The following is a 24,867-nucleotide window of genomic DNA, read 5'->3' as shown; positions in this document are numbered from 1 at the left end:
CTATCTGACGTAGTTTTGGTGGAATGAATCGCTATCTATTTCACTTTTTATGGCGCATTAGAAAAGCAACGGGCCATTAGGCCCGTTGCTTATGTTCTGGCGTGTTATTTGTTGTGCCGCTCATAGAGCCGCTGCACCACGTCCTTGAGCCCCAGTCCCTCGTTTTGCAGCAAGACGGCCAGGTGGTAGAGCAGATCTGCGGACTCGTTGATTAGCTCTTCCCTGTCCTTGGCCATGGCAGCCAGCGCCACCTCGACCCCTTCTTCACCCACCTTCTGGGCGATGCGCTTGGTGCCCCGGCCATAGAGGCTGGCGGTGTAGCTGGTGGCGGGATCGGCGCCTTTGCGCGCCGCCAGGATCTGCTCGAGTTCGGCGAGGAAGCCGAGCGGCGGCACCGGGTGGGCGTCGAAACAGGAGGGGGTACCCAGGTGGCAGGTGGGGCCGACCGGCTCGGCGGCGACCAGCAGGGAGTCCTGATCGCAGTCGGTGCTGATGGCGACGAGTCTGAGCACGTGACCCGAACTCTCGCCCTTGGTCCAGAGGCGTTGCTTGCTGCGACTAAAAAAAGTGACCTGACCGGTTTCCTGGGTCTTGGCCAGGGCTTCCTTGGTCATGAAGCCCTGCATCAGTACCTGACCGCTTGCGGCGTGCTGGACGATGGCGGGGATCATGCCCTCGCACTTGGCCCAGTCCAGGCGTTCGATCAGCGGGATATCGTTGTTTACGGCTTGATTATTCACGGATGGCGACTCCTTCGTTTTTCAGCCAGCGTTTCAATTCGGGAATGGGGATAAGACCCTTGTGGAACACGGACGCCGCCAGGGCGCCATCCACGTCGGCCAGGGTGAAGGCATCGCGAAAGTGTTTCATGGTGCCGGCGCCGCCGGAGGCAATCAGCGGCACCTTGCACAGGGCCCGCACCAGTTTGAGCTGCTCGAGATCATAGCCCTGGCGCATGCCATCCTGATTCATCACGTTCAGCACTATCTCGCCTGCGCCGCGCTTTTGCACCTCCCTGACCCACTCCATGGTGGTCCAGGGGGTGGTACGGGTGCGACTCTCGTCGCCGGTGAACTGCTTGACCTGATACTCACCGGTTTCGGCGTCGAAGTAGGAGTCGATGCCCACCACCACGCATTGCACGCCGAAGCGCTCCGCCAGCGCCGTGATGAGGGTCGGATCCGCCAGGGCCGGGGAGTTGATGGAGACCTTGTCGGCGCCAAACTCCAGGATCTGGCGGGCGTCCTCCACGCTCTTGATGCCGCCGGCGACACAGAAGGGGATGTCGATGACCTCCGCCACCCGGCTCACCCAGCTCTTGTCCACCACGCGGGCATCGCTCGAGGCGGTGATGTCATAGAACACCAGCTCGTCGGCCCCTTGTTCGGCGTAACGGCGGGCCAACTCGACGATGCCCCCCATTACCTCGTGATTGCGAAACTGTACGCCCTTGACCACGACACCATCTTTGACGTCGAGACAGGGAATAATGCGTCTTGCCAGCATCAGTTGTCCCCTCTTGTCGTCTCGGATGCCGCTTGCGGCTGATCTGCCCAGCAGGCGATGGCGCCCGCCACATCGAACTTGCCCTCAAGCAGTGCGCGGCCGAGGATGATGCCCTTGACGCCCAAGCCTTTGAGGGCCTCGATATCAGCAAGACCGCCGATGCCGCCGGAGGCCTGGAAGGCCACGGTGGGGAAACGGGCGCACAAGTCCCGATAGAGCTCGACGTTGCTGCCGGACAGGGTCCCGTCACGGCTGATGTCGGTGCAGAGCACGTGCCTGAGGCCCGCGGGGAGGAAGCGCTCGATGAGCGCCTCTATGGTGACGCCGCTGTTCTCCTGCCAGCCCGCTACCGCTATCTGGCGCTGGCCGTCGCTGTCTATGTTCACGTCCAGCGCCAGCACGATGCGCTCCGGACCGTATTTTTCCATCCAGCTCGCTACCAGCTCCGGGGACTTGACCGCGGTGGAGCCGATCACCACCCGGTTGGCACCGGCGGCCAGCAAGTCTGCCACGTCCTGTTCGCTGCGCACCCCGCCGCCCACCTGCACCGGGGCGCCGGTGGCGGCGAGCAACCGGGTGATGAGGGCAAGTTGGCGCGCCTTGGCGTCCTTGGCGCCGTCCAGATCCACCAGGTGCAACTGCGCCGCCCCCTGGGCCACATAGTCATCAAAGCGTGCCTGGGGCGCGTCGCTGTACGCCGTCTTCTGGCCGTAGTCCCCCTGATAGAGGCGCACTACCTGACCGTTAATCAAATCAATGGCTGGAATAATCATTCGCGGTTCCTTGCCTTATAAGTCCAGAAAGTTTTGCAGCAGGCGGGCACCGGCCGGGCCGGAGCGCTCCGGATGGAATTGGGCGCCAAAGAAGTTGTCCCGCCCCACGATGGCGGTGAAGGGACTGCCGTAGTCGCAGGTAGCGAGCGTGGCATCCGTCACCTCCAGGGCGTAGGAGTGGACGAAGTAGAAGTAGCTGCCGCTCGGGATGCCCTTGAGCAGCGGGTGCGTCTCGTCGTGCGCTATCTGGTTCCAGCCCATGTGGGGCAGGCGCAGATTGCCCACCTCCATCAGCCGGATCCTGCCGGGGACTATGCCAAGGCCCTCGATAAGCGCACTACTGTTGTCATCCTCGCCGGTCATGGTCTCCTCGGAGGCCTCGGCCAGCATCTGCATGCCGAGGCAAAAGCCGAGCAGCGGCTGCTTGGCATTGCGAATCAGCGGCACCAGACCCCGTTCGTTGAGGTTCTTCATGGCGGCGACGGCGGTGCCGACGCCGGGCAGGATCAGCTTGTCGGCCTGCTCGATGTCGGCGGCTTCGCGGGAGACCTGCGGCTGCACGCCGAGGCGCTCGAATGCCATCCGCACCGACGCCAGGTTGGCGCAGCCGGTGTCGATAATGACAAGGTTCTGTGCGCTCATCACAACACCCCCTTGTTGCCGACAAAGATGGGCAGTTCGCCCAAGACAAGATTTTGCTTGGCCATCACAACACTCCCTTGCTGGAGGGGAGTTCGCTCCCCTCGACCCGGATGGCCTGGCGCAGGGCGCGGCCGAAGCCCTTGAACAGGGCTTCCACCTGGTGGTGGGTGTTGCCGCTGCCGACCTTCATCTGCAAGGTGATGGCCATGGCGTCCGACAAGGATCGGAAGAAGTGGGGCACCATCTCGGTGGCCATCTCGCCGACGCTGTCGCGGCCAAAGCCGCTCGGGCAGTCGAACACGAAGTAGGGGCGGCCGCTCAAATCCAGCGCCGTGGCCACGTCCAGTTCGGTGAGGGAGGGCGCCGCGTCGCTCTGGCGCGGACGGCCGTCGATCACCGCCTGCACCTCGTCCATGGCGAGCACGAAGCCGAAGCGGCCGATGCCGCGCTTGTCACCGAGCGCCTGGCGCAGGGCCTGACCCAGGGCCAGCCCCACGTCTTCCACCGTGTGGTGATCGTCGATGTGCAGATCGCCGCTGACTTTCAGCTTCAACCTGAAACCGGCGTGGGTCGCTATCTGATCCAGCATGTGATCGAAGAAACCGATGCCGGTGACGATCTGGTTGCCACCGCTCTTGTCGAGATCCACCGCCACCTGGATGCGGGTCTCCTTGGTGTAGCGCTCCACCTCGGCGATGCGTCCCCGGGAGAGCAGCTGATCACGGATGGCGAGCCAGCCGTGATCTTGCGGGTGATAGCGAATGCCGCGGATGCCCATGTTCTCGGCGAGCTGGAGATCGGTCTGGCGATCCCCAATCACGAAGGAGTTGGCAAAGTCGACGCGACCGGAGGCGAGGTACTCCTTCACCAGGCCGAGGTGAGGCTTGCGGCAGCTGCAACCGTCGGTGGGGAAGTGGGGACAGATCAGCACCTGTTCCCACTGCACGCCCTGGGATTCGAACAGGTGCATCATCAGGTCGTGGGGGGGCTGGAAGTTCTCAAGGGGCAGGCTGGCAGTGCCGAGCCCATCCTGGTTGGTAACCATCACCAGCACGTAGCCGGCGGCCTGCAATTCGCGCAGCACAGGGATCACCATGGGCTCGAAGCGCAGCTTGGCGAGGCTGTCCACCTGCTTGTCGGTCACCGGCTCTTCGATCAGGGTGCCGTCACGGTCGATAAACAAAAACGGGGTCTTCATCTGTTACGTCCTTATACGTTGGCGGCGGGCTGGTTGCTGGCCGTCAGGCTGGCGTCCTTTGGCAGGGTGCGCAGCACGGCCAGTACGGCGTCCATCTCTCCCTGATAACCGATGGTGATGCGAATGCTGTTGTCGAGCCCGGGTTTGCTGGAAAAATCCCGCAGGATGATGCCGGCGGCCTTCATGGCGGCAAAGACGGCGGCGCCATCCTTGAAACGCACCAGCACGAAGTTGCCCTTGTCCTCGAAGATCTCCTGCACGCAGGGCAGGCGGCCGAGCTCGGCCTTGATGAGGGCTTTTTGCCTGTTGAGCTCCAGTACCCGCTCGTGCATCAGTTCCAGCCCGATGGAGGAAAGCGCCTGGCTCGCTATCTGGGCGATGGGGTCGGGAATGGGGTAGGGGGCGATCACCTTGGCCAGCATGGCGATGACTTCCGGATTGCCGAGGGTGAAGCCGCAGCGGATCCCGGCGAGCGCAAAGGCCTTGGAGAGGGTGCGGGTCACCACCAGATTCGGGAAGCGGGCGAGGAGGTCCACCACCGAAGCCTCGGGGCAGAATTCGATATAGGCCTCGTCCACCACTATGATGGCGCGATCCTGGGCCTTCTCCAGCAGCTTGACGAGTCCCTTGCGGCCCACCAGATCCCCGGTGGGGTTGTTGGGGGAGCAGAGGAACACCAGTTTCACGTCAGAGAGGCGATCCTGGATGGCGGGCCAGTCCGGCTGGCGGCTGGCGGTCAGGGGTTGCTCGACGATGCCGACCCCGCAGGTCTCGGCGCTGATGGCGTACATGCCGTAGGTGGGCGGGCAGATGAGGATCTGATCTTCACCGGCCTCGCAGAAGGTACGAATGAGCAGCTCGATGGCCTCGTCGGCGCCGCGGCTCACCAGTACCTGATCCGGATTGACCCCCGCATAGGCGGCATAGCTGTTGACGACCTCCGCGGGCTGACACTCGGGGTAGCGATTGAGGCGGCTGCCCTCGATGGTGAAGGGATAGGCCAGGGGCGCCTCGTTGGCGTTGAGCCAGACGTGGCCCTTGCCGCCGATGCGGCGGGCAGACTGATAAGGGGTGAGGGCCCGCACCACGCGGCGAGCCAGATTGGCGATGCTCATGACAAATCCTTCTGCAGTGCTGTGAGTCTCAGGGTGACGGTGCTGTCTGGGCGGGCAGCGAGGCCCGCTGGGGCTGTCATCTTCATGACTGCCCCTGCTGCAGGGCCTTCAGCCTCAGGGTAACGGCATTCTTGTGGGCATCGAGCCCTTCCGCCTCGGCGATGCGCTCGACGATGGGGCCGAGCCCCTTGATCCCCTCCGCGCTCAGCTCCTGCACCGTGTAGCGGCGCTGGTAGTCGGCGAGCCCCAGGCTCGAGCAGGTGCGGGCATAGCCGTAGGTGGGCAGGGTGTGGTTGGTGCCGCTGGCGTAATCTCCCACGGATTCCGGCGTCCATTGGCCGAGGAAGATGGAGCCGGCATTTTCCAGCCTGTCCAGAAGATCCCGCGGCGCCTCGGTCTGTACGATGAGGTGCTCGGGGGCATAGGCGTTGGAGATGGTGCAGGCCTCGTCCACATCGTCGCACAGGATCACCAGGCTGGCGCCGAGGGCCTTGGCCGCGATGTCGCGGCGGCTGAGCCTGGCCAGCTGGGCCTTGATCTCGCCGCTGATGGCATCGGCCAGACGGGGCGAGGTGGTGACCAGCACCACCTGGCTGTCCGGGCCGTGCTCGGCCTGGGAGAGCAGGTCGGAGGCCACGAAGGCGGGGTTGGCGCTGTCGTCGGCGATGACCAGCACCTCGGAGGGGCCGGCCGGCATGTCGATGGCGGCACCGCGCCAGTCCCGGGAGACCTGGCCCTTGGCCTCGGTGACATAGGCGTTGCCCGGGCCGAAGATCTTGTCCACTTTCGGGATGGATTCGGTGCCATAGGCCATGGCGGCGATGGCCTGGGCACCGCCGATGGCAAACACCTGCTTGACGCCGCAGGCGCGGGCGGCGAACAGGATCTCGTCGCTGGCGGGAGACGGGGTGCAGAGCACCACGTCCCGGCAACCGGCTATCGCAGCCGGAATGGCCAGCATCATCACGGTGGAGGGGAGCGGCGCACTGCCCCCCGGCACATAGAGGCCGACCCGGCCGATGGGCTGGCTGCGCAGCTCACAGACGACGCCGGGCTGGGTCTCTACCCGCACAATCTGCTGCTTCTGGGCGCTGTGGAAGGTACGAATGTTGTTGATGGCAGCGTTGATGGCATCTTTGATGTCAGCGCCGAGGCGCGCGCAGGCGGCATCCGTCTCGGCCTCGCTCACTCGCAACTGCTCGCGGGGCGCACGTTCGAAACGCTGGCTGAGTTCACGCAGGGCGGCATCTCCCCGGCTGCGGACGGAGGCGATGATGTCTTGCACCACGGCACCGATATCCGCCTCGTCGCCAAGGGCGGGCCGGGTCAGTACGTCGGCTTGCTGGGCGGGGGAGAGGGTCTTCCAGATCAGGGTCTGCATGGCGCTCTCCTTATTCCATCATCTTCTCGATGGGCAGCACCAGGATGGAGCTGGCACCCAGGGCCTTGAGCTGTTCCATGGTTTCCCAGAACAGGGTTTCGCTGGAGACGACGTGCAGGGCCACCTGGTTGGTGTCACCGGCGAGCTGCATGATGGTAGGGCGCTCGGCGCCGGGCAGCAGGGAGGTGATGGCATCGAGTTTCTCTTTCGGGGCGTGCAGCATGATGTACTTGCTTTCGCGCGCCTGCTGCATGCCCTGGATGCGGGGCAGCAGCTTGTCGATGATCTTCTGCTTGGCCTCGTTCAAGGGATTGGGGGCCTGCACCAGCACCGCCTTGGAGCGGTAGATGACTTCCACTTCACGCAGACCGTTGGCCTCCAGGGTCGCGCCGGTGGAGACCAGATCGCAGATGGCGTCAGCCAATCCTGCGCGGGGGGCGACTTCCACCGAGCCTCCCAGCATCACGCTCTTGAAGCCAAGGCCCTGCTCGTCGAAGAAGCGTTTGAGCAGGCCGGGGTAGGAGGTGGCGATGCGCTTGCCGGCAAGGCTCGCCGGGCCCTGATATTCCACGTCATCGGGGACGGCCAGCGACAGGCGGCAGCCGCCGAAATCGAGCTGTTTGAGCACCTTGACTGCCGAGGGCTGGCCCTGGGCGGCGCGGATGAGCTGCACCTCTTCCAGCACGTTCTCGCCGATGATGCCAAGGTCGACCACCCCTTCCATCACCAACCCGGGGATGTCGTCATCGCGCACCCGCAGGATGTCGATGGGCATGTTCTCGACATGGGCGATGAGGCGCTGTTCCCGCAGGTTGATCTTGAGGCCGCAGCTCTTGAAGAGGGCCTGGGAGTCCTGGCTCAGGCGACCGGACTTTTGCATGGCGATGCGCAGACGTTGTGTTTCCATTGCTCGATTTCCTTCTAGTCAAAAACGAAAAAACCCTCGGAAGTGTGTGCTTCCGAGGGTTTATGAATCTTGCGGTCCTTTTGGAAGTCACCAGTTAAGTGTCTTCCAGCAGTCAACCTCCTGAAAGACTATTCGGGATGATGATGGTGGTGATGAGTCTTCAGTTGGCTGAACTTCATGTATTGAATCCTTTACAAAAAAGATGTCGTAAATGACGCCCGATTTACATTACCGACCTTGACGGAAATTGCAACCCGAGAATGTGACTTGATGAATTAAAATCAAGAAAGTGATTTATCGGTCGATATCCAATCAATCAACCCAGTCGGAGTCGTCCCATGCCAAGCCAGGATCTGCTGTTCCCCATCTTGCCGCGCGCACCGGCGGCCCCGAGCCCCGATGACATCAAGCGGGAGGTGACCGAGATAAGCCAGAAACACAAGCTGCGCAAGACCAGCGCCGATGGAGGGGCGGGCGGTGACAGCCGCTCGGAGCAGGCTCCCCATTCCCAGGGAAGTCGTAATCAGAAGGCATCGAAAGATGACGATCACAAGCCCGATCCCGAGCACAAGATTGATATCTTCGTCTGATCCTGTTACGCCGACCGCAGGCCCGGGTTGGTGGTGTAGAGGGGCGGGGCCAGATTTAGCGATCCCGCTTTGCCTTCAGGTTTGGCATAATGCCCGCTTTTGCGCGGGACTCCCCTTTGACCATACAGACCCTGTTCAAGCCTGACGGCCCGTTGGCCCGTCATATCGATGGCTTCAAGGCCCGTGCGCCCCAGCTGGAGATGGCACAAGCGGTGGCCAGTGCCATCGACAGTGGCGGCCGTCTGCTGGTGGAGGCGGGAACGGGGACCGGCAAGACTTACGCCTACCTGGTGCCGGCGCTGGAATCCGGCAAGCGGGTGGTGATCAGCACCGGCTCCAAGAACCTGCAGGAGCAGCTGTTCTACCGGGATCTGCCCACCATCACCGAGGCGCTCGCCTATACCCCGCCGGTGGCCCTGCTCAAGGGACGCAGCAATTATCTCTGCATCGAGCGGATGAACCGCCTGCTCAGCGAATCCCACCTGCAAAAGCCTGAAGTATTGAGCGATCTGGTCAAGGTGAAATCCTGGTCTACCGCCACCCTGACTGGCGATGTGGGGGATATTCCGGAGCTGCAGGAGAACGCCGAGATCCTCCCCCAGGTCACCAGTACCAACGACAACTGCCTCGGCCGTGACTGCCCCTATTATGACGACTGCCACCTGGTGGTGGCCCGCCGTAGGGCCATGGAAGCCCAGGTGGTGGTGATCAACCATCACCTCTTCTTCGCCGATATGGCGGTGAAAGACACAGGATTCGGCGAGCTGGTGCCAGAGGCCCAGGTCTATGTGTTCGACGAGGCGCACCAGTTGCCCGAGATCGCCACCAACTACTTCGGCAAGTCGGTGGGCAGTCGTACCATCCAGGATCTGGCTCAAGACATCCAGCTGGCCTATCGAGCCGAGGCCCATGACATGGCCCAGCTTGGCAAGGCGGCGGACCGGCTTGCCATCGCAAGCCAGGACTTGCGTCTGGCCTTCGGGGTGGACGGGGGACGCGGCAATACCCGCGACATGCTGCGCCTGCCACTGTGGGCCCAGGCGCTGGCCCGCCTCAACGATGCATTGGGTTTGTGTTACGAGGTGCTCAAACTTGCCCTCGGGCGGGGCGAGCAGCTCGATCACTGCTTCGAGCGCATCAGCGAGCTGCGCACTCGCTTGGGCGAGGTGCTGGCCGTCAACCAGAGCGGTTTCTCCTACTGGTATGAGTGCTCGCGCCTGCACTTTACCTTGAGCCTCACCCCGCTGTCGGTGGCCGAGCGCTTCGGTGCCGAGGTGCTGCGACCCGAGGTGGCCTGGGTCTTTACCTCTGCCACCCTGACGGTGGATATGCGCTTCGATCACTTCAAGACCGAGCTGGGGCTGGCCGGCAGCGCCGAGCTGATCCTCGACAGCCCGTTTGACTATGGCGAGCAGGCACGCCTTTGCGTGCCCCGCTATCTGCCCGAGCCCAATGCCTTCGGGCGGGGTGAGCAGCTGGCGACTTTGATGATCCCGCTCATCAACAAGACCCCGGGAGGCTGTTTCTTCCTCTGTACCAGCCACCAGGTGATGCGCCAGGTGGCGGAGGTGCTGCGTCGGGAGATAGGCCGCACCGTCTTGCTGCAGGGAGAAGACAACAAGCAGCGACTGCTCAAGACGTTCGTCGAGAACGGACGCGCCGTGCTGGTGGCCACCAGCAGTTTCTGGGAGGGGATAGACGTGCGAGGGGCCGCCTTGTCCTGTGTTATCATCGACAAGCTGCCTTTTGCGAGCCCTGATGACCCCCTGCTCAAGGCGCGGGTCGACGACTGCAAGTTGAAGGGGGGCGATCCCTTTGCCGATATCCAGCTGCCCAAGGCGGTGATCGCCTTGAAACAGGGGGTGGGACGGCTCATCCGTGATCGCAGTGATCACGGCGTGCTGGTCATCTGTGATCCACGCATGGTCAACAAGCCCTATGGCGCTACCTTTATCAAGAGCCTGCCCGTCATTCCGCGTACCCGCGATCTCAACGGGGTAGGGGCGTTCTTCCAGCGCGGCTGACGCTTGAACGGGGCGAACTCGCCGCTCTGGCGTGTTGCAGAAACGTGTTGCAGAAAAGAGGGGCGAGGGCGGATCTGTTGGTGACAGATCTCCGGATTGGCGCGAGGGGCCTGGCGCCTCGCCGAACATGAACAGGGCAGGTGAGACCTGCCGATGACTTAACTGACTGATGTGAAGAGCATAAAAAGAATGGATGAGTTGAAGATCCTGGCCGTTGATACCGCCACCGAAGCCTGCTCCGCCGCCCTGCTGGTGGGGGACAAGGTGTTCTCCCGCTGGGAAGAGGCGCCGCGGGATCACACCCGCAAAATTCTGCCCATGGTTCAGGCTGTGTTAGAGGAGGCCGGTTTATCGTTGGATCAGCTCGATGCCATCGCCTTCGGCCGGGGCCCCGGCTCTTTCACCGGGGTGCGGATCGGGATCAGCGTGGCTCAGGGGCTGGCCTTTGGGGCCGGTGTGCCGCTTATCGGTATTTCCACCCTGGCGGCCATGGCCCAGGGCGTGCATCGCCTGGAGGGGGTGGACAAGGTGCTCAGCGCCATCGATGCCCGGATGAACGAGGTTTACTTCGGCCGCTTTGATCTGCAAGAAGATTGCATGGTACTGGTGGGGGACGAGGTGGTGAGCGAACCCCTGGCGCTGGCGGGTGAGTTGACGGCAAGCGGGGCGCTCGCGGGCAACTGGTTTGCGGTCGGCACCGGCTTTGAAACCTATGGCGAGGCTCTGGGAACCCTGGCGCAGACACAGGTATCGAGTCAGCAGGTTCGTTTCCCGGCGGCCCTCGACATGTTGCCGCTGGCACGCCGGGCCTGGCTGGCGGGTGAAGCGGTGCCGGTGGAGCAGGCGACCCCTGTCTACCTGCGTGACAAGGTCACCTGGAAGAAGCTGCCCGGTCGCGAGTGATGAATGGGCCTCGCCCAGAGGCACGACATCTATTGCGGCAAGGGGGATTGCCACCTCGGGCATGAAGAGTCAATTCGGGCATGGCCCGGCATGAAGGAGAGCGAATGATGAAACGCATGATAGTGCTGGGTCTGATGGGGCTGCTGCTCAGTGCCTGCAGCTCCGTGCCCAAGGAGCTGGCCTATGAACCCGAGAGTGCCCTGGTGGCCTATCAGCCCGCCCTGGAGGGGATGAACGGCAAGCCCGCCCGCTGGAGCGGGGTGATCGCCGCGGTACACAACGAGCAGGATCAGAGCATCATCGAGGTGGTCTACCTGCCGCTGAAAAGCAACGGGGTACCCACCCAGACCGAGAAAAGCCCTGGGCGCTTCCTCGCCATCATGAAGGGCTTTGCGGATCCCGGCCTTTATGCCAAGGGCCGCAGTCTGACGGTGCTCGGCACCCTGGAGTCACCGGAGGAGAGCGAGATAGGCAAGCACAAGTACCGTTTCTCCGTGCTCAAGGTGAACGCCAGCAAGCTGTGGCCACCGGTCAAAGAGGTGGAGATCCGCTACGCGGATCCGTACTTCTACGACCCCTTCTATGATCCCTTCTGGCCGAGACGGCCCTACCACCGTTACTGGTGATGAGCCAGGCGCAGCTGCAAGCGCGCAGCCTCACCCTGGCAAATGGCCGCCGGGTTGCCCTGCTGGATAATGGTCGGCAGGGCAAGCCTGCAGATCGCCCTGCACGGCTGGCTCGACAACGCCGCCTCCTTCCTGCCCCTTGCCCCTCATCTCGAGGGGTTTCACCTGATCTGCATCGACTTGCCGGGACACGGCCATTCGGATCACAAGCCGACCCCCTATGTGTTCGTCGACTGGCTGGACGATCTTCATCAGATTGTCCAGGCGGCTGGCTGGCCGCCGTTCATGCTGCTGGGCCACTCGCTGGGGGCACTCATCGCCTGCGCCTATGCCGGTGTCTTCCCGGATCAGGTGAGCCGGCTCATCCTGCTGGAAGGGATCGGGCCACTCAGCCAGCCGGACGACGAGGTGCCGGATCAACTGCGCCGGGCCATCCTCAACCGCGGTCGCACCCGGGAGCGGGCTGCGGCCGGCTTTGCTTCCGTCGAGGAGGCGGTGGCGGCTCGCTGCAAGGTGGCGGATATCGGCGTGGATGCCGCACGCCTCATCTGCGAGCGCCAGCTCGTGGTGCGGGAGGGGCGCTGGCACTGGCGCAGTGATCCGCGCCTGCGGGATCTCTCGCCCCTGCGCATGAGCGAGGGGCAGGCCAGGGCGCTGATCCGCGCCATCCGCTCTCCCGTGCTCTTCATCCGCGGCGAGCAGGGATTTGCTGCCTTGCAGACACAGTGGCAACAGCGGGCCGGGGCATTCAGGCAGATAGAAATGGCGGTAGTGGCAGGAAATCATCATTTTCATATGGATAATTCAGCGCAAACCGCCGTTTGTATCGAAAGTTTCTGCCAGATCCGGTAGGATCGGCGGCTTTGAATCCTTTCAGGTTTGCTTTCTCCCTCACACTTTCTCGTTGTTAATATGCTGTTAATCGATGTTGCCTTGTGTAACTATGGCGACGTTAGAGCTTGAGCTTAAAACAACTGATTGAAAAGATGTGGAACAGGGACGGAGGCAACACAGTGAGTGCACAGGTGCGAGTTATGCAGGAGAAGTTCGTGGAAAAAGTCTGGCTGAAGCGTTATCCAAACGGGGTTCCCGCCGAGATCAATCCAGACCAATACGGCTCTCTGGTCGAGATGTTTGAAGAGTCGGTGACCCAGTTCGCCGATCAGCCCGCCTTCGTCAACATGGGGCAGACCATCACCTATCGCCGGCTGGAAGAGCAGTCCCGCGCCTTTGCCGCCTACCTGCAAAACGAGCTGAAACTGGCCAGAGGGGACAGGGTTGCGGTGATGATGCCGAACCTGCTCCAGTATCCCATCGCCGTGTTCGGCATCCTGCGCGCCGGCATGACGGTGGTGAACGTCAATCCGCTCTACACCCCGCGCGAGCTGGAACATCAGCTCAACGACTCCGGCGCCCGTGCCATCATCATCGTCTCCAACTTCGCCCATACCCTGGAGAAGGTGGTCTACAACACACCGGTCAAGCACGTGATCTTGACCCGGATGGGGGACAACCTGGGACTGGCCAAGGGGACCCTGGTCAACTTCGTGGTGAAATACGTCAAGAAGCTGGTCCCCAAATACAACCTGCCCCACGCCAGCACCATGCGCCAGGCCCTCGCCAAGGGGCGCTACCTGCAGTACATCAAGCCGGAGATCAGCAACCAGGACATCGCCTTCCTGCAATACACCGGTGGCACCACGGGCCTCTCCAAGGGGGCCATGCTGACTCACCGCAACATGATTGCCAACGTCGAGCAGTGCCTCGGCGTCTACGGCCCCGTGCTGGAGCGTGGCAAGGAGTTCGTGGTGACCGCGCTGCCGCTCTACCACGTGTTCGCCCTGACCGTGAACTGCCTGCTGTTCATGCGCCTCGGGGGTTACAACCTGCTCATCAGCAACCCCCGCGACATCCCGGGCTTTGTCAAAGAGATCAAGAAATACCCCTTCACCTGCATCACCGGGGTCAACACCCTGTTCAACGCCCTGGTCAACAACGACGAGTTTCGGACCATGGACTTCTCTCGCCTCAAGCTCACCATTGGCGGCGGCATGGCGGTGCAGCGGGCGGTGGCCGAGCAGTGGAAGGGGCTGACCAAGACCCCGCTGCTGGAAGGCTATGGCCTGACCGAGTGCTCACCCCTGGTGAGCGTCTGCCCCTACGATCTGGTGGACTACAACGGTTCCATCGGTCTGCCGGTCTGCTCCACCGACATTCGCCTGGTGGACGATGATGGCCAGGTGATCCACGAACTCGGCAAGCCGGGGGAGATGCAGGTACGCGGACCCCAGGTGATGACCGGTTACTGGCAGCGCCCGGAGGCCACCGCCGAGGTGATGCAGGATGGCTGGCTCTGCACCGGTGACATCGCGGTGTGCGACGATCAGGGCTTCTTCAAGATCGTGGATCGCAAGAAGGACATGATCCTGGTCTCCGGTTTCAATGTCTATCCGAACGAGATTGAAGACGTGGTGGCCCTCAATCCCAAGGTGCTGGAAGTGGCGGCGGTGGGCGTGCCCCACAAGGTATCCGGCGAACTGGTGAAGATCTTCGTGGTCAAGAAAGACGCAAGCCTGCGGGAGGATGAGATTATTGCCCACTGCCGCAAACATCTGACTGCCTATAAGGTACCGAAACTGGTAGAATTTCGTGACGAACTTCCCAAGACCAATGTGGGCAAGATCCTGCGCCGCGTGTTGCGCGACGAGGAGATTGCGAAGCAGTAACGGGCAAGACACGATATCGTGCAAAACCGTGGGTCAACCCACGGTTTTTTCTTTTTGGGGCTCCGGACTTCGACCCTTATCTTCGACCAAGGTGCAGGTAAAGATGCAATATCAACTCATTTCACAGCAAGCCGAACTGGAACAGTATCTCGCCGCCCTGGCAGACGTTCCGCTGGCCATCGATACCGAATTCGTTCGCACCCGTACCTACTACCCCCAGCTCGGTCTGTTCCAGATCTACGACGGTCATCAACTGGCCCTGCTGGATCCCCTGACCCTGGATTTGTCCGGCCTCTGGCAACGTCTGGGCCAGGCAGGGCAGGTCGCCATCCTGCACGCCTCCGGTGAGGATCTGGAACTCATCCAGCATCAGGCGGGGCATCTGCCGAACCTGATGCATGACACCCAGCTGGCGGCGGCCTTCCTCGGCCATGGCGTCTCCGTGGGCTTCGGCGCCCTGGTGAAGGAGTTCCTCGGGGTGGAGCTTGAAAAGGATCAGGCGCGCACCGACTGGCTGGCCCGCCCATTGACCGCCCGTCAGCTCGAATACGCGGCCGCCGACGTCTTCTATCTTCTGCCCCTCTACGACAAGGTGATGGCCCAGTTGCGAGAGAGCGGCAAGCAGGCCTGGTTCGAACAGGAGTGCCAGAACCACTGCGCCCGCAAGACCCAGAGCAGCGATCCCCGTCAGGCTTATCTCGAGATTATCAACGCCTGGCAGCTGGGGCGCCGGGAACTCGCCATCCTGCGGGAACTGGCCGCCTGGCGCCAGCAGGAGGCGGTGCGCCGGGATCTGGCCCTGAACTTCGTGGTCAAGGAGCTGCACCTGTTCAAGGTGGCGGAGCGCAAACCCGCTTCGCTGCGGGATCTCAACGAGCTGGGGCTGGCCCCCATCGAGATCAAGATCCACGGCAAGCGGATGCTGGATATCGTCGCCAATGCCCAGCAGAGCGCGCCGGAGAGCTGGCCCGAGCCCATTCGCCGACTGGTGGATTACCCCCAGTACAAGGCTGAGCTCAAGCGCATCAAGGGCATGGTGGAAGAGAAGGCCAAGGCCAGCAATGTTCCCCCCGAGCTGGTGGCGAGCAAGAAGATCATTCACCAGTACTTCACCTGGAGCTGGCGCATGAGCGACGAGGAGCGGGCCCGGGCCGACAAGCCCATGCTGCTGCAGGGCTGGCGCCATGAACTGGTGGGCCACCTGCTGGCCCAGTGATGCCGGGCCGCTGACACAGTCGAGATGACAAGAGGGGAAGCCGATGGCTTCCCTTTTCTATGGTGGCGAGTCTGCCGGGTAGAGAAAGATGCTGCCACGGTAAAAACAGGCAGACAGGGATGCTACCCCATGAGGGGCGATGGCGTTATCGGGAAGAGGCGGGGAGGGCTAGGCAAACAGAGAGGGGCACAGGGCGTCCCCCCTTCATAGTTCGTGCGCGTGGAACCCTTTGCGGTAGCGGGTTTCGCAGGACGGGCAGCGTTGCAGGCTGGGATCTTGCGCCAGCTGGGCGAGGGTCAGTGGCTCCTCGCAATCGGAGCATAAACCATAGAGGTCGAGATCCATCTGGCAGAGGGCGGCATCGATGCGCTTGAGGCGGGCGATCAGCAAGTCCACCTTGGGTAGCCGCAGGCGAGTGATGAGATCCACCAGCTGGTCGCGTTCACAACCCTCGATCTGCTCTGCCCAGTCGCTGCGCCGGTTGGCCTTCAGTTCGGCAATCAGCTCTTCTCTCACTTGCGCCCAGTCTGCCTGCAAGCGCTCACGCCACTCGGCCAGCTGGGCTGGTGTCATGTCACACACACTCGCCCCCTTAGATACGGTTTATAAAACTCGGCCAGTATAGGGAGACGTGTGGATTGTCGAGATGACATGAGTCAAGTAAAAGTCGGTTAGCTCACAGTTTTTGCGGCTTGCAGCAAGGCTTCCCGAATAGGTCCCGTTTCCTTGTGCAGACGAATATCCCGGAAAAGGTCGTCAGCCTCAGGATATTCGCGTTTTAGGTAACTGAACCACTGCTTGATCCGGCTGGGATAGTAATCCGCCTTCTCGCTCGCCAGATCCTGCTCGGTGTAGCTCACCATCAGTTGCAGCACCTCGGCCCAGCTCATGTGGGCGCAGCCGGTTTTCATCACGTTGGCGAGGTTGGGCAGGGAGATGGCCCCGCGCCCCACCATGAGGGACTCGCAGCCGGAGACCTGGGCGCAGCTGAGCGCATCGGCACGATCCCAGATCTCCCCGTTGGCGGTCACCGGAATGGGCAGGGCGCGGCGGATGGCGTCCACGTACTCCCAGTGGGCCGGCGCCTTGTAGCCTTCCTGCTTGGTACGGGCATGGACCGCCAGCTCGCAGGCCCCGGCCTGATAGACCGCCTGGGCGTTGTCCAGATAGAGGGCCTTGTCATCGTAACCGAGGCGTATCTTGGCGCTGACCGGCAGATGGGCGGGCACCGCTTCACGCACCGCCTTGACGATCCGATAGATGGTCTCGGGCTCCTTGAGCAGCACGGCCCCTCCCTTGCTCTTGTTGACCGTGGGGGCGGGGCAGCCGAAGTTGAGATCCACCCCGGGGGAGCCAAGTTCGATGGCGCGCAGCGCGTTCTCGGCCAGCCACTCGGGGTGTTGTCCCAGCAGTTGTACCCGTACCGGGGTGCCGGCGCGGGTCTTGCCGTCCTGGCGCAGCTCGGGACAGAGGCGATGGAATACCTTGGCGGGCAGCAACTGATCGACGACGCGGATGAATTCGCTGACACAGAGGTCGTAATCGTTGACAGAGGTGAGTACCTCCCGCATCAGGTGGTCCAGCACCCCCTGCATGGGGGCCAAAATAACGCGCATAACAGCTTCCGCCAGGGTGAAGGAGTCAAAAAGAGGGCAGATTGTAGAGGTATTGGGGGGCGCTGTCAGCGTCGTTTCGCAAGTAAAATGGGGCGATGCCGGGAGGCGCTCAGATAACGGGCGGACAGACGCCGGGCCGCTCGCGGCGCTGTCGGTGCCTTGGGCAAGTCTGCTAGGCTAGGGAAAGATGTATTGAATCGGAGTCTGAATGAAGCGTTGGTGTTTGATGGCCCTTGGCTGGTTGGCCTTTGCCACGGGGATTGTCGGGATCGTTCTGCCCCTGCTGCCGACCACCCCCTTCATGTTGCTGGCGGCGGCGCTGTTTGCCCGCTCATCCCCCCGTTTTCACGCCTGGTTGCTGGCGCACCCCTGGTTTGGCCCCCCCATTGCCGATTGGCAGCAATATCGCGGCATTCGTCGCCATGCCAGACGTCGGGCCATCATCTTCATCCTGATCTCCTTCGGGGTATCGCTCTGGGTGGTCCCCATGCCCTGGGTTCGGCTCTTGCTGGTTGCCATTATGGTGATCCTGCTCACCTGGTTAATGCGTCTGCCGGTGCTGGCGCCAGTTGCAATGGAGAAGTGAAATCCCTAAGCTATTGCAGCAATAATGCTATGGAGTCGGCCCGTCATTTTTGCGTGACGGGCCTTTTTATTGCCCCAGGCGGCATTCACACAAACCGCCACAGCAGGGCTCAAAAAATAAGCGGTCAAATAATGAATCCGGATACCCTGAAGTTTATCGAAGCGAGCATCAAGACCATTCCCGACTACCCGAAGCCGGGCATCCTGTTTCGCGACATCACCAGCCTGATCGAGAACGCAGAGGCCTTCAAGGCCACCATTGATCTGCTGGCCAATCACTATCGTGATCAAGGGATCACCAAGATCGTCGGCACCGAGGCTCGCGGCTTCATCTTCGGCGCCCCCGTCGCCTTCGCCATGGGTCTGGGCTTCGTGCCGGTGCGCAAGCCAGGCAAACTGCCCCGCGCCGTCATCGAGGAGTCCTATGCTCTCGAATACGGTACCGATACCCTGCAACTGCACACCGATGCCATCGTCCCCGGTGACAAGGTGCTGGTCGTTGACGATCTGCTGGCCACCGGCGGCACCGTCGATGCCACCGTCAAGCTCATCCGCCGCGCCGGTGGTGAAGTGGCCGATGCGGCCTTCATCATCTCCCTGCCGTCCCTGGGGGGCGATGCCCGCCTGACCGCAGCAGGCGTCAAGGTGGTCTCCCTGGTCGAACTCGCCGGGGAATAAGCCGCCGATGTGACCGACAGGCAGGCCTCATCAGCCTGCCTGTTTGCGTTTTGGCCCATGCTGTCCCGGCATCGGTTTGAAAATGAAGCGATCCCTTCCCGGGCGCCTCATCCCCCATACAGCCAGCCCCGCATTTGTGTTAGCATCCGGCTCAATGCCTCGTTTTCCAGCATCGAGATCTATGAGCTATCAGGTTCTGGCGCGTAAATGGCGCCCCCATACGTTTGAACAAGTGGTTGGCCAGCAGCATGTGCTGACCGCCTTGACCAATGCCCTGGATCAGGGACGGCTGCATCACGCCTATCTGTTGAGCGGCACCCGCGGGGTCGGCAAGACCACCATTGCCCGCATCCTGGCCAAGAGTCTCAACTGCGAGCAGGGGATCAGCAGCCACCCGTGTGGCGTCTGCGATACCTGCCGGGAGATCGATCAGGGCAACTTCGTCGATCTGCTGGAGATCGACGCGGCGTCCCGCACCAAGGTGGAAGATACCCGGGAGCTGCTGGACAACGTCCAGTACAGACCCGCCCGTGGCCGCTTCAAGGTCTACCTCATCGATGAGGTACACATGTTGTCGCGTCACAGTTTCAACGCCTTGCTCAAAACCCTGGAAGAGCCGCCTCCCTATGTGAAGTTCCTGCTGGCCACCACGGATCCGCAGAAGCTGCCCATCACCATCCTCTCCCGTTGCCTTCAGTTCCACCTGAAGAGCCTGGATCAGAGCCAGATCGCCAAACAGCTGGAGTGGGTATTGGATCAGGAGGGGCAGCCATTTGAACCCCGCGCTCTGCTGGCGCTCGCCAAGGCGGCGGATGGCAGCATGCGCGATGCCCTGAGCCTCACGGATCAGGCCCTGGCCCACGGCAATGGCAGCGTGCGGCTGGGCGACGTGCTCACCATGCTGGGGACGCTCGATCACCATCACCTGCATCAGCTGCTGGAAGCCATCTTGCGCCAGGACGCCCCGGCGACCATGGCCAAGATCACCGAGATTGCCACCCTGGGACCGGATTTCGATCAATTGCATGCCGAGCTGGAAGCCTTGCTGCACCGGGTCGCCATGGCGCAGCTGCTCCCTGCCAGTGTGCAGGAGCAGGGGGCGGATGCCGATGCCCTGCTGCAGCTTGCCCAGGCGATGAGCCCGGAAGAGGTGCAGCTTTGCTATCAAATCGTGCTGGGGGGGCGCAAAGACCTGCCCTGGGCACCGGACGGACGCACCGCACTGGAGATGACCTGCCTGCGCATGCTGGCCTTCTCCCCGCGCCGCGATGCCCTGCATCCCGCAAGCTTGAGCGCCGTCCCTGTTTCCATGCAGGCCATGCCGGTGGCCGGGGGGGCGGCACCCGCCACCCTGGGAAAGCCCCGCGGGGCTGAGCCAGCCCCCGTCGCATCGGTCGATCCCGAGCCGGCAACGGCCATCTCAGAGTCGGCAACAGCAAACGTCCGCCCGCATGGGAATGCCGAGAGGACGTCAGACACGTCGGCTGAAGCGGGAACCGGCCAAGATGTCGATGGGGATGACACGCTGACGCCGCTCTTTGCCGAGCAGGAGGAGCTGCTGCAAGCCGCTCACCAGATGGGCTATGCGCAGCCGGAAACTGTGTCTCCCCCAGCTGCCGAGGCGGATCTGCCCGTGGTCGCCCAGACCGGTGCCATGGCACCTGAACCGGTTGATACCATCGCCACGCCAGAGGCGATACCCGCCGAGCAAGCCGAGCAAGCCGAGCCATCCGCCGCGTCCAGCATGCAGAGCTTGCTTGGCAAGCGCAACTTGCTGCGAAGCCGTCTGCGCAGCGACGCCGCCACCCCGGCGGCAGCGCAAAGAACGGCGCCGAACAAGCCGGTCGCGGCGGCACAATCTGTGGCGCCCCAATCTGTGGCGCCCCAATCTGCGGCGGCTCAGCCGGCTGCGGTGCAAGCCCAGGCACTCTCACAGGTGCCGGCAACCGCCCCCCGTGCGATGGGTGCCCCGGTTCAGCCAGCGACCAGCTATGACGATCTGCCCCCCCTCGATGCCTACGAGGAGAGCGGCAGCGATTATGAGGAGTATCTGAGTCAGGGCTTTGGCGATACCCTTGCCAGTGCCCCCGCACCGCAAGCCACTGCGGCCCCTCGCGCTACCGCGCCGACCCCCGCCATGGCACGACCCGCGCCGGACGATCTGCCGCCCTGGGATCTGGACGGGGTAGCGCCTGCGGTGGCCCAGGTACCTGCAGCCACGGCCCCGTCTGCGGCGCCCATGCCTGCCCCCGTGCAAGATGACGTGCCGCCGGTTCCCCTGATGGAGACCATCGACTGGGATGAACTGGAAGGCGAGAGCCAGCCGGAAGAGGAGGGGGAAGTGCCAAGGCTCGTTCCCTCTTCCTTGCTGGTCAACTGTGGTGACCCTTGGGCCGAGCTGATTGCCCGCACCGGTGTGGGCGGGCGCCTGCGGCAGCTCGCCATCAACTCGGTGATGAGCCAGCAGGGAGACAGGGTGCTGCTCACCCTCAAGCCCGAGCAGCGCCACCTGGTGAGCGATCGGGCCCGCGCCGATCTGGCCGAGATCATCGGCCCCGAACTGGGGGGGACGGTGCAGGTGGAGGTGACCCTTGGCACGGATCCCGCCCGGGAAACCCCCCTTGAGATAGAGCACCGCCTCTACCTCGGGGTCCGTGAGCAGGTGAGCCGGGACTTGGCCGAGGATCCCCATGTACAATTTCTGCAGCAGCGCTTTGGCGCCGTGCTCCATCCCGAGAGCATCGAGCCCTTGAGCCGTTGAGAGTGACTGATGAATGGAGACCGGGAGCTGCTCCCGGTTGAAAAACCCGTTGGCTGCCCCCATCTGGGGTAGAACGAGCCCACAGCCCGGCGCGCATGCCGGATTTCAAGACGAGAGACGACCTATGTTTGGTAAAGGTGGAATGGGTAACCTGATGAAACAGGCCCAACAGATGCAAGAGCGCATGCAGAAGATGCAAGAGCAGCTTGCCCAGATGGAAGTAGTCGGTGAAGCCGGTGCTGGCATGGTCAAGGTCACCATGGCCGGCAGCCACAGCGTGCGCCGCATCGAGATCGATCCCAGCCTGATGGACGATGACAAAGAGATGATCGAGGATCTGGTTGCGGCTGCCGTCAATGACGCCGTGCGCCGGGTTGAAGAGCAGAACAAGGCCAAGATGGGCGAGCTGACCGGTGGCATGCAACTGCCCCCGGGCATGAAGCTGCCGTTCTAAGGCATGAGACGGGCACCCGGGTGCCCGCTTCTGAAAAGGCCGGAGCCCTGCTTCGGCCTTTTTGTTTCCGGTTTTTCTAGCGAGCCGACGCTCGGCGGGTGCCCTGCCAGCGGCAGGCACGGGGCAGGGCGCCGAGTCATGGGGCCGTCCCGGCTCACGACTTCGCCATGGGGGCGAACCCCAGGGCGAGGTGATCGATCAGGGCCCGCACCGAAGGCAGCAGGCCTCGCCGGCTGGGGAAGACCGCGTGGATCACCTCCTGGTGCGGCGCCCAGCCGGGCAGCAGATGCCGCAAGCTGCCATTGTCGAGCGCCTCCTGCACCATCATGACGGGAAGCTGGACGACGCCTAGCCCCTCGATGGCCGCCTGCCGCAACCCCTGCATGTCGGTCGTGACGAAGCGGGGGCTGTGATGCTGTCGTACCTCGGCCCCCTCCGGTCCCAGCAGTTGCCAGCGATGCCCCTCCATGGTGCTGCCATGACCAAGGCTTGGCCAACCCAGCAGATCCGCCGGTCCCCCGGGCTCGCCATGGCGGGCCAGCAGGGCGGGGCTCGCGAGCAGGCACTGGTTCGCATACCCCAGCACCCGCATGGCCAGCTCGCTGTCCTCCAGCGGGAGGGGTCTCACCCTGATGGCGACATCCAGCCCCTCGCTCACCAGATCCACCGCCCGGTTCACTCCGACAAGCTGCACGCTGATCCTGGGGTATTGGAGGGCGAAGGCCACCAGTAGCTTGCTCACCTTGGTATGGAGCAGATCGATGGGGCAGGAGAGGCGCACCACGCCGCAAGGTTCGGTGCGGGTCGAGTCGATGAGAGACTGGGCGGCCTCGGCCTCCACCAGCATGGCCCGGCAGCGGGCCAGATAGGCCAGCCCCAGCTCGGTGACCTGAAAACTGCGGCTGGAGCGCTGGATGAGACGTACCCCCAGCCGCTCCTCCAGCAGGGCGATGCGGCGGCTGAGTTTGGATTTGGGGATGCCAAGGGCCCGACCTGCCTGGGCAAAGCCGCCGTTGTCCACCACCTGGACGTAGTAATAGAGGTCGTTGAGATCGGGAGTCATGACTTCATCGTTCACCATATAGGACGCTGAGGCCTGATCTTACGCCTACCGCCGTGGTCGTTCCATCCACATAATGATCCCAAGCATCATCATCGTATTGGAGTGGACCATGAAAAGCGTCATCGGTATCTACAGTGCACCGCGTCCCCACTGGGTTGGCGACGGCTTCCCGGTGCGTTCCCTGTTCTCCTACCAGAGCCATGGCAAGGCCATGAGCCCCTTCCTGTTGCTCGACAGGGCGGGCCCCATGGAGTTTGCCCCGTCCCCGTCACCACGGGGGGTGGGTGAACATCCGCATCGGGGCTTCGAGACGGTCACCATCGTCTACAAGGGGGAGGTGGCCCACCGCGATTCCACCGGGCAGGGCGGGATCATCGGCCCCGGGGATGTGCAGTGGATGACGGCGGCGTCCGGCATCATGCACGACGAGTTCCACGCCGAGGGGTTCAGCCAGCAGGGGGGCATCCTCGACATGGTGCAGCTCTGGGTCAATCTGCCCGCCAGAGAGAAGATGTCGTCCCCCGGCTATCAGGCCATCGGCAGCGACAGCATACCGGTGCATTCCCTCGCAGACGAGGCCGGGGTGGTGCGCATCATCGCCGGCGAGCTGGCAGGGCAGACGGGGCCGGCACGTACCTTTACCCCCATGAATGTCTGGGATCTGCGATTGAACGGCGGTGCCAGTACCCTGCTGCCGTTGGTGGATGGCTGGAACAGCGCCCTGGTCGTGCTCAAGGGGCGGGTGCGGTTCAATGGCCTGGAGGAGGCGGGGGAGGCGCAGCTGGTGCTGCTGGAGCCCAGTGGCAACCAGGTGCAGATAGAGGCCAGTGAGGACGCCGTACTGTTGCTGCTGAGCGGTGAACCCATCGATGAGCCCATCGTCGGCTATGGCCCCTTCGTGATGAACACCGAGGCCGAGATCGTGCAGGCCATCGATGACTTCAACAGCGGGCGATTCGCCCAGATCCCCCAGTAATCCCCGACCATCTCTCACCCTTTCGCAACCCGGTACCTCAGGTACCGGGTTGGTCATCGCTCTCCCTGTGCCATGAAACGCCGCTTTTTCACCCAGCCCCCGCCATGGACGCCGAGTCGATAGGTGAACCCCGGGCAAGTTTGGGAAACATCGGCATTTTCTGCGGATCCGGGATGTGACAAAATAGCCCTCTTTTTTCCCGGCATCCCCTTGCGTGCGCCCAGCTGGCGAGCCAACGGCAGGGTGGCAGAAGACGAGTGCTCTCTTGAAGCAAGATCAGAGTTTCGACGGGCGGGCCGACAAGTTCGCCCGCAACATTTATGACTCCACCAAGGGGCGCATCCGCACCACTGTGGTGTGGAGCGACATCGAGGCCTGTCTGGCCCGGCTTGGCAACCGACCCCTGCGCATCCTGGATGCGGGCGGCGGGTTTGGCTACTTCGCCCAGAAGCTGGCGGCCATGGGCCATCGGGTGGAGCTGTGCGATCTTTCGGCCGAGATGCTGGATCTGGCCCGGACCCAGATCGCCCTGCAGGGGCTGGAAGACAGAATTCGTCTCATCCATTGCCCCATCCAGGAGCTCAAGTCCCATGTGAGCGGCACCTTTGATCTCGTGCTCTGCCACGCCGTGCTGGAGTGGCTCGCCGAGCCGCGCCAGACCCTGCTCGGTCTGTTCCCTTTCGTCAATGCAGGGGGCATACTGTCGCTGCTTTTCTATAACCGCCACGGCTTGCTGTTCCAGAGCCTGGTGGTGGGCAACTTTGACTATGTGCGCCAGGGGCTGAACAAGAAGCGCCAGACCGCACTGACCCCCACCAATCCGCAGCTGCCCGAACAGGTATATGACTGGATCGGACGAGGGGGGCTCAAGATCATCGGCAAGACCGGGGTGCGCGTCATCCACGACTACATGCGCCACAAGCAGGATCAGCACGAGAAGTTCGATGATCTGCTGGCCATGGAGCAGCACTATTGTCGACAGGAACCCTTTGTCTCCCTTGGGCGCTACATCCATGTGATGGCCCAGAAACCGGCTGGCTGAATACGGCGTCACCGGCACTCTTTTTGCGGGATATTATCGCCGGGGCACAGTGACCCCGGTCTGTACCACCACGGCGGACGTGACG

Annotated in this window: 23 protein-coding genes, 1 pseudogene and 1 other annotated feature; of the genes and pseudogenes, 13 read left to right on the top strand and 11 right to left on the bottom strand. The window is 62.9% G+C overall.

Going from position 1 to position 24,867, the window contains the following annotated elements; all coding sequences use genetic code 11:
• Positions 1 to 104: 104 nt before the first annotated feature.
• The 8 genes from hisIE to hisG all read right to left on the bottom strand — a co-directional run bounded on the left by hisIE (position 105) and on the right by hisG (position 7,522).
• Positions 105 to 740: a bifunctional phosphoribosyl-AMP cyclohydrolase/phosphoribosyl-ATP diphosphatase HisIE gene (hisIE, locus tag ACW5W7_RS11375; RefSeq protein WP_456501772.1), complete on the bottom strand. Its 636-nt coding sequence runs from the start codon at positions 738 to 740 to the stop codon at positions 105 to 107.
• Entirely contained in the window at positions 733 to 1,506 is a 774-nt protein-coding gene (hisF, locus tag ACW5W7_RS11370) for an imidazole glycerol phosphate synthase subunit HisF (RefSeq protein WP_456501771.1), read from the bottom strand. The genes hisIE and hisF overlap by 8 nt, the downstream gene beginning before the upstream one ends.
• Positions 1,506 to 2,279 carry a 1-(5-phosphoribosyl)-5-[(5-phosphoribosylamino)methylideneamino]imidazole-4-carboxamide isomerase gene (gene hisA / locus ACW5W7_RS11365; protein ID WP_456501770.1) on the bottom strand — a complete coding sequence of 258 codons (774 nt, stop codon included), beginning with the start codon at positions 2,277 to 2,279 and terminating at the stop codon, positions 1,506 to 1,508. The genes hisF and hisA overlap by 1 nt, the downstream gene beginning before the upstream one ends.
• Before the next feature lie 15 nt (positions 2,280 to 2,294).
• On the bottom strand, positions 2,295 to 2,921 hold the full coding sequence (gene hisH / locus ACW5W7_RS11360; RefSeq protein ID WP_349917675.1) for an imidazole glycerol phosphate synthase subunit HisH: 627 nt from the start codon (positions 2,919 to 2,921) through the stop codon (positions 2,295 to 2,297).
• A gap of 64 nt (positions 2,922 to 2,985) precedes the next feature.
• Complete coding sequence (gene hisB, locus ACW5W7_RS11355) at positions 2,986 to 4,119, bottom strand: bifunctional histidinol-phosphatase/imidazoleglycerol-phosphate dehydratase HisB (protein WP_456501769.1); 1,134 nt, start codon at positions 4,117 to 4,119, stop codon at positions 2,986 to 2,988.
• 11 nt (positions 4,120 to 4,130) lie between these two features.
• Complete coding sequence (gene hisC / locus ACW5W7_RS11350; RefSeq protein WP_456501768.1) at positions 4,131 to 5,234, bottom strand: histidinol-phosphate transaminase; 1,104 nt, start codon at positions 5,232 to 5,234, stop codon at positions 4,131 to 4,133.
• 82 nt (positions 5,235 to 5,316) lie between these two features.
• Positions 5,317 to 6,615, bottom strand: coding sequence for a histidinol dehydrogenase (gene hisD / locus ACW5W7_RS11345; RefSeq protein WP_456501767.1), 1,299 nt, complete (start codon positions 6,613 to 6,615; stop codon positions 5,317 to 5,319).
• A gap of 10 nt (positions 6,616 to 6,625) precedes the next feature.
• Positions 6,626 to 7,522, bottom strand: a complete 897-nt coding sequence (hisG, locus tag ACW5W7_RS11340) for an ATP phosphoribosyltransferase (protein ID WP_349917667.1) — start codon at positions 7,520 to 7,522, stop codon at positions 6,626 to 6,628.
• A 24-nt stretch (positions 7,523 to 7,546) separates the two neighbouring features.
• Positions 7,547 to 7,675 (bottom strand) — a sequence feature (His leader region).
• 185 nt (positions 7,676 to 7,860) lie between these two features.
• Between hisG and ACW5W7_RS11335 the strand changes: the two genes are divergently transcribed.
• From ACW5W7_RS11335 to rnd, 7 genes and pseudogenes are all read left to right on the top strand, one after another.
• Positions 7,861 to 8,112 carry a hypothetical protein gene (locus tag ACW5W7_RS11335; RefSeq protein ID WP_456501766.1) on the top strand — a complete coding sequence of 84 codons (252 nt, stop codon included), beginning with the start codon at positions 7,861 to 7,863 and terminating at the stop codon, positions 8,110 to 8,112.
• Between the two features lie 116 nt (positions 8,113 to 8,228).
• Positions 8,229 to 10,136, top strand: a complete 1,908-nt coding sequence (locus ACW5W7_RS11330; protein WP_456501765.1) for an ATP-dependent DNA helicase — start codon at positions 8,229 to 8,231, stop codon at positions 10,134 to 10,136.
• A gap of 189 nt (positions 10,137 to 10,325) precedes the next feature.
• Positions 10,326 to 11,039 carry a tRNA (adenosine(37)-N6)-threonylcarbamoyltransferase complex dimerization subunit type 1 TsaB gene (tsaB, locus tag ACW5W7_RS11325; protein WP_456501764.1) on the top strand — a complete coding sequence of 238 codons (714 nt, stop codon included), beginning with the start codon at positions 10,326 to 10,328 and terminating at the stop codon, positions 11,037 to 11,039.
• Positions 11,040 to 11,143: 104 nt separating this feature from the next.
• A complete protein-coding gene (locus ACW5W7_RS11320; RefSeq protein ID WP_349917660.1) occupies positions 11,144 to 11,665 on the top strand; it encodes a Slp family lipoprotein in 522 nt (173 codons plus the stop codon).
• Positions 11,665 to 12,517, top strand: a pseudogene (locus ACW5W7_RS11315) (alpha/beta fold hydrolase). Before ACW5W7_RS11320 ends, ACW5W7_RS11315 begins: the two are co-directional and overlap by 1 nt.
• A 197-nt stretch (positions 12,518 to 12,714) precedes the next feature.
• On the top strand, positions 12,715 to 14,391 hold the full coding sequence (gene fadD / locus ACW5W7_RS11310) for a long-chain-fatty-acid--CoA ligase FadD (RefSeq protein ID WP_349922463.1): 1,677 nt from the start codon (positions 12,715 to 12,717) through the stop codon (positions 14,389 to 14,391).
• Positions 14,392 to 14,494: 103 nt separating this feature from the next.
• Positions 14,495 to 15,607 carry a ribonuclease D gene (gene rnd, locus ACW5W7_RS11305; RefSeq protein ID WP_456501763.1) on the top strand — a complete coding sequence of 371 codons (1,113 nt, stop codon included), beginning with the start codon at positions 14,495 to 14,497 and terminating at the stop codon, positions 15,605 to 15,607.
• A 204-nt stretch (positions 15,608 to 15,811) separates the two neighbouring features.
• Here rnd and ACW5W7_RS11300 read toward each other — a convergent pair whose 3' ends face one another.
• Positions 15,812 to 16,180 carry a TraR/DksA family transcriptional regulator gene (locus ACW5W7_RS11300; RefSeq protein ID WP_456501762.1) on the bottom strand — a complete coding sequence of 123 codons (369 nt, stop codon included), beginning with the start codon at positions 16,178 to 16,180 and terminating at the stop codon, positions 15,812 to 15,814.
• A 98-nt stretch (positions 16,181 to 16,278) separates the two neighbouring features.
• Positions 16,279 to 17,223, bottom strand: a complete 945-nt coding sequence (gene dusC, locus ACW5W7_RS11295) for a tRNA dihydrouridine(16) synthase DusC (protein ID WP_456501761.1) — start codon at positions 17,221 to 17,223, stop codon at positions 16,279 to 16,281.
• A 208-nt stretch (positions 17,224 to 17,431) separates the two neighbouring features.
• On the opposite strand from dusC, the gene ACW5W7_RS11290 reads away from it, so the two are divergent.
• The 4 genes from ACW5W7_RS11290 to ACW5W7_RS11275 all read left to right on the top strand — a co-directional run bounded on the left by ACW5W7_RS11290 (position 17,432) and on the right by ACW5W7_RS11275 (position 21,701).
• Entirely contained in the window at positions 17,432 to 17,809 is a 378-nt protein-coding gene (locus ACW5W7_RS11290; protein WP_349917650.1) for a YbaN family protein, read from the top strand.
• 131 nt (positions 17,810 to 17,940) lie between these two features.
• Positions 17,941 to 18,486 carry an adenine phosphoribosyltransferase gene (apt, locus tag ACW5W7_RS11285; RefSeq protein ID WP_434662368.1) on the top strand — a complete coding sequence of 182 codons (546 nt, stop codon included), beginning with the start codon at positions 17,941 to 17,943 and terminating at the stop codon, positions 18,484 to 18,486.
• A 181-nt stretch (positions 18,487 to 18,667) separates the two neighbouring features.
• Positions 18,668 to 21,247, top strand: coding sequence for a DNA polymerase III subunit gamma/tau (dnaX, locus tag ACW5W7_RS11280; RefSeq protein WP_456501760.1), 2,580 nt, complete (start codon positions 18,668 to 18,670; stop codon positions 21,245 to 21,247).
• 124 nt (positions 21,248 to 21,371) lie between these two features.
• Positions 21,372 to 21,701 (top strand): YbaB/EbfC family nucleoid-associated protein, encoded by a 330-nt coding sequence (locus tag ACW5W7_RS11275; protein WP_349917646.1) that lies wholly within the window; start codon positions 21,372 to 21,374, stop codon positions 21,699 to 21,701.
• A gap of 154 nt (positions 21,702 to 21,855) precedes the next feature.
• Here the strand turns inward: ACW5W7_RS11275 and ACW5W7_RS11270 are convergent, their stop codons facing one another.
• Positions 21,856 to 22,764: a LysR family transcriptional regulator gene (locus ACW5W7_RS11270; protein WP_456501759.1), complete on the bottom strand. Its 909-nt coding sequence runs from the start codon at positions 22,762 to 22,764 to the stop codon at positions 21,856 to 21,858.
• Between the two features lie 109 nt (positions 22,765 to 22,873).
• Between ACW5W7_RS11270 and ACW5W7_RS11265 the strand changes: the two genes are divergently transcribed.
• Together ACW5W7_RS11265 and cmoM are read left to right on the top strand one after the other, a co-directional pair.
• A complete protein-coding gene (locus tag ACW5W7_RS11265) occupies positions 22,874 to 23,740 on the top strand; it encodes a pirin family protein (protein WP_456501758.1) in 867 nt (288 codons plus the stop codon).
• Positions 23,741 to 24,005: 265 nt separating this feature from the next.
• Positions 24,006 to 24,782 (top strand): tRNA uridine 5-oxyacetic acid(34) methyltransferase CmoM, encoded by a 777-nt coding sequence (gene cmoM / locus ACW5W7_RS11260; protein ID WP_456501757.1) that lies wholly within the window; start codon positions 24,006 to 24,008, stop codon positions 24,780 to 24,782.
• Positions 24,783 to 24,867 lie beyond the last annotated feature (85 nt).

It is taken from the genome of Aeromonas intestinalis (assembly GCF_054052485.1).
This window is presented reverse-complemented; position numbering and strand designations above follow the sequence as displayed.

Coding starts and splice junctions, on each gene's coding strand:
- tsaB (WP_456501764.1), top strand. CDS start 10,326: ATGGATGAGTTGAAGATCCTGGCCGTTGATACCGCCACCGAAGCCTGC.
- hisH (WP_349917675.1), bottom strand. CDS start 2,921: ATGAGCGCACAGAACCTTGTCATTATCGACACCGGCTGCGCCAACCTG.
- rnd (WP_456501763.1), top strand. CDS start 14,495: ATGCAATATCAACTCATTTCACAGCAAGCCGAACTGGAACAGTATCTC.
- ACW5W7_RS11300 (WP_456501762.1), bottom strand. CDS start 16,180: ATGACACCAGCCCAGCTGGCCGAGTGGCGTGAGCGCTTGCAGGCAGAC.
- hisA (WP_456501770.1), bottom strand. CDS start 2,279: ATGATTATTCCAGCCATTGATTTGATTAACGGTCAGGTAGTGCGCCTC.
- ACW5W7_RS11290 (WP_349917650.1), top strand. CDS start 17,432: ATGAAGCGTTGGTGTTTGATGGCCCTTGGCTGGTTGGCCTTTGCCACG.
- hisD (WP_456501767.1), bottom strand. CDS start 6,615: ATGCAGACCCTGATCTGGAAGACCCTCTCCCCCGCCCAGCAAGCCGAC.
- dnaX (WP_456501760.1), top strand. CDS start 18,668: ATGAGCTATCAGGTTCTGGCGCGTAAATGGCGCCCCCATACGTTTGAA.
- apt (WP_434662368.1), top strand. CDS start 17,941: ATGAATCCGGATACCCTGAAGTTTATCGAAGCGAGCATCAAGACCATT.
- hisC (WP_456501768.1), bottom strand. CDS start 5,234: ATGAGCATCGCCAATCTGGCTCGCCGCGTGGTGCGGGCCCTCACCCCT.
- ACW5W7_RS11265 (WP_456501758.1), top strand. CDS start 22,874: ATGAAAAGCGTCATCGGTATCTACAGTGCACCGCGTCCCCACTGGGTT.
- hisG (WP_349917667.1), bottom strand. CDS start 7,522: ATGGAAACACAACGTCTGCGCATCGCCATGCAAAAGTCCGGTCGCCTG.
- hisF (WP_456501771.1), bottom strand. CDS start 1,506: ATGCTGGCAAGACGCATTATTCCCTGTCTCGACGTCAAAGATGGTGTC.
- hisB (WP_456501769.1), bottom strand. CDS start 4,119: ATGAAGACCCCGTTTTTGTTTATCGACCGTGACGGCACCCTGATCGAA.
- ACW5W7_RS11335 (WP_456501766.1), top strand. CDS start 7,861: ATGCCAAGCCAGGATCTGCTGTTCCCCATCTTGCCGCGCGCACCGGCG.
- ACW5W7_RS11320 (WP_349917660.1), top strand. CDS start 11,144: ATGATGAAACGCATGATAGTGCTGGGTCTGATGGGGCTGCTGCTCAGT.
- ACW5W7_RS11275 (WP_349917646.1), top strand. CDS start 21,372: ATGTTTGGTAAAGGTGGAATGGGTAACCTGATGAAACAGGCCCAACAG.
- ACW5W7_RS11270 (WP_456501759.1), bottom strand. CDS start 22,764: ATGACTCCCGATCTCAACGACCTCTATTACTACGTCCAGGTGGTGGAC.
- dusC (WP_456501761.1), bottom strand. CDS start 17,223: ATGCGCGTTATTTTGGCCCCCATGCAGGGGGTGCTGGACCACCTGATG.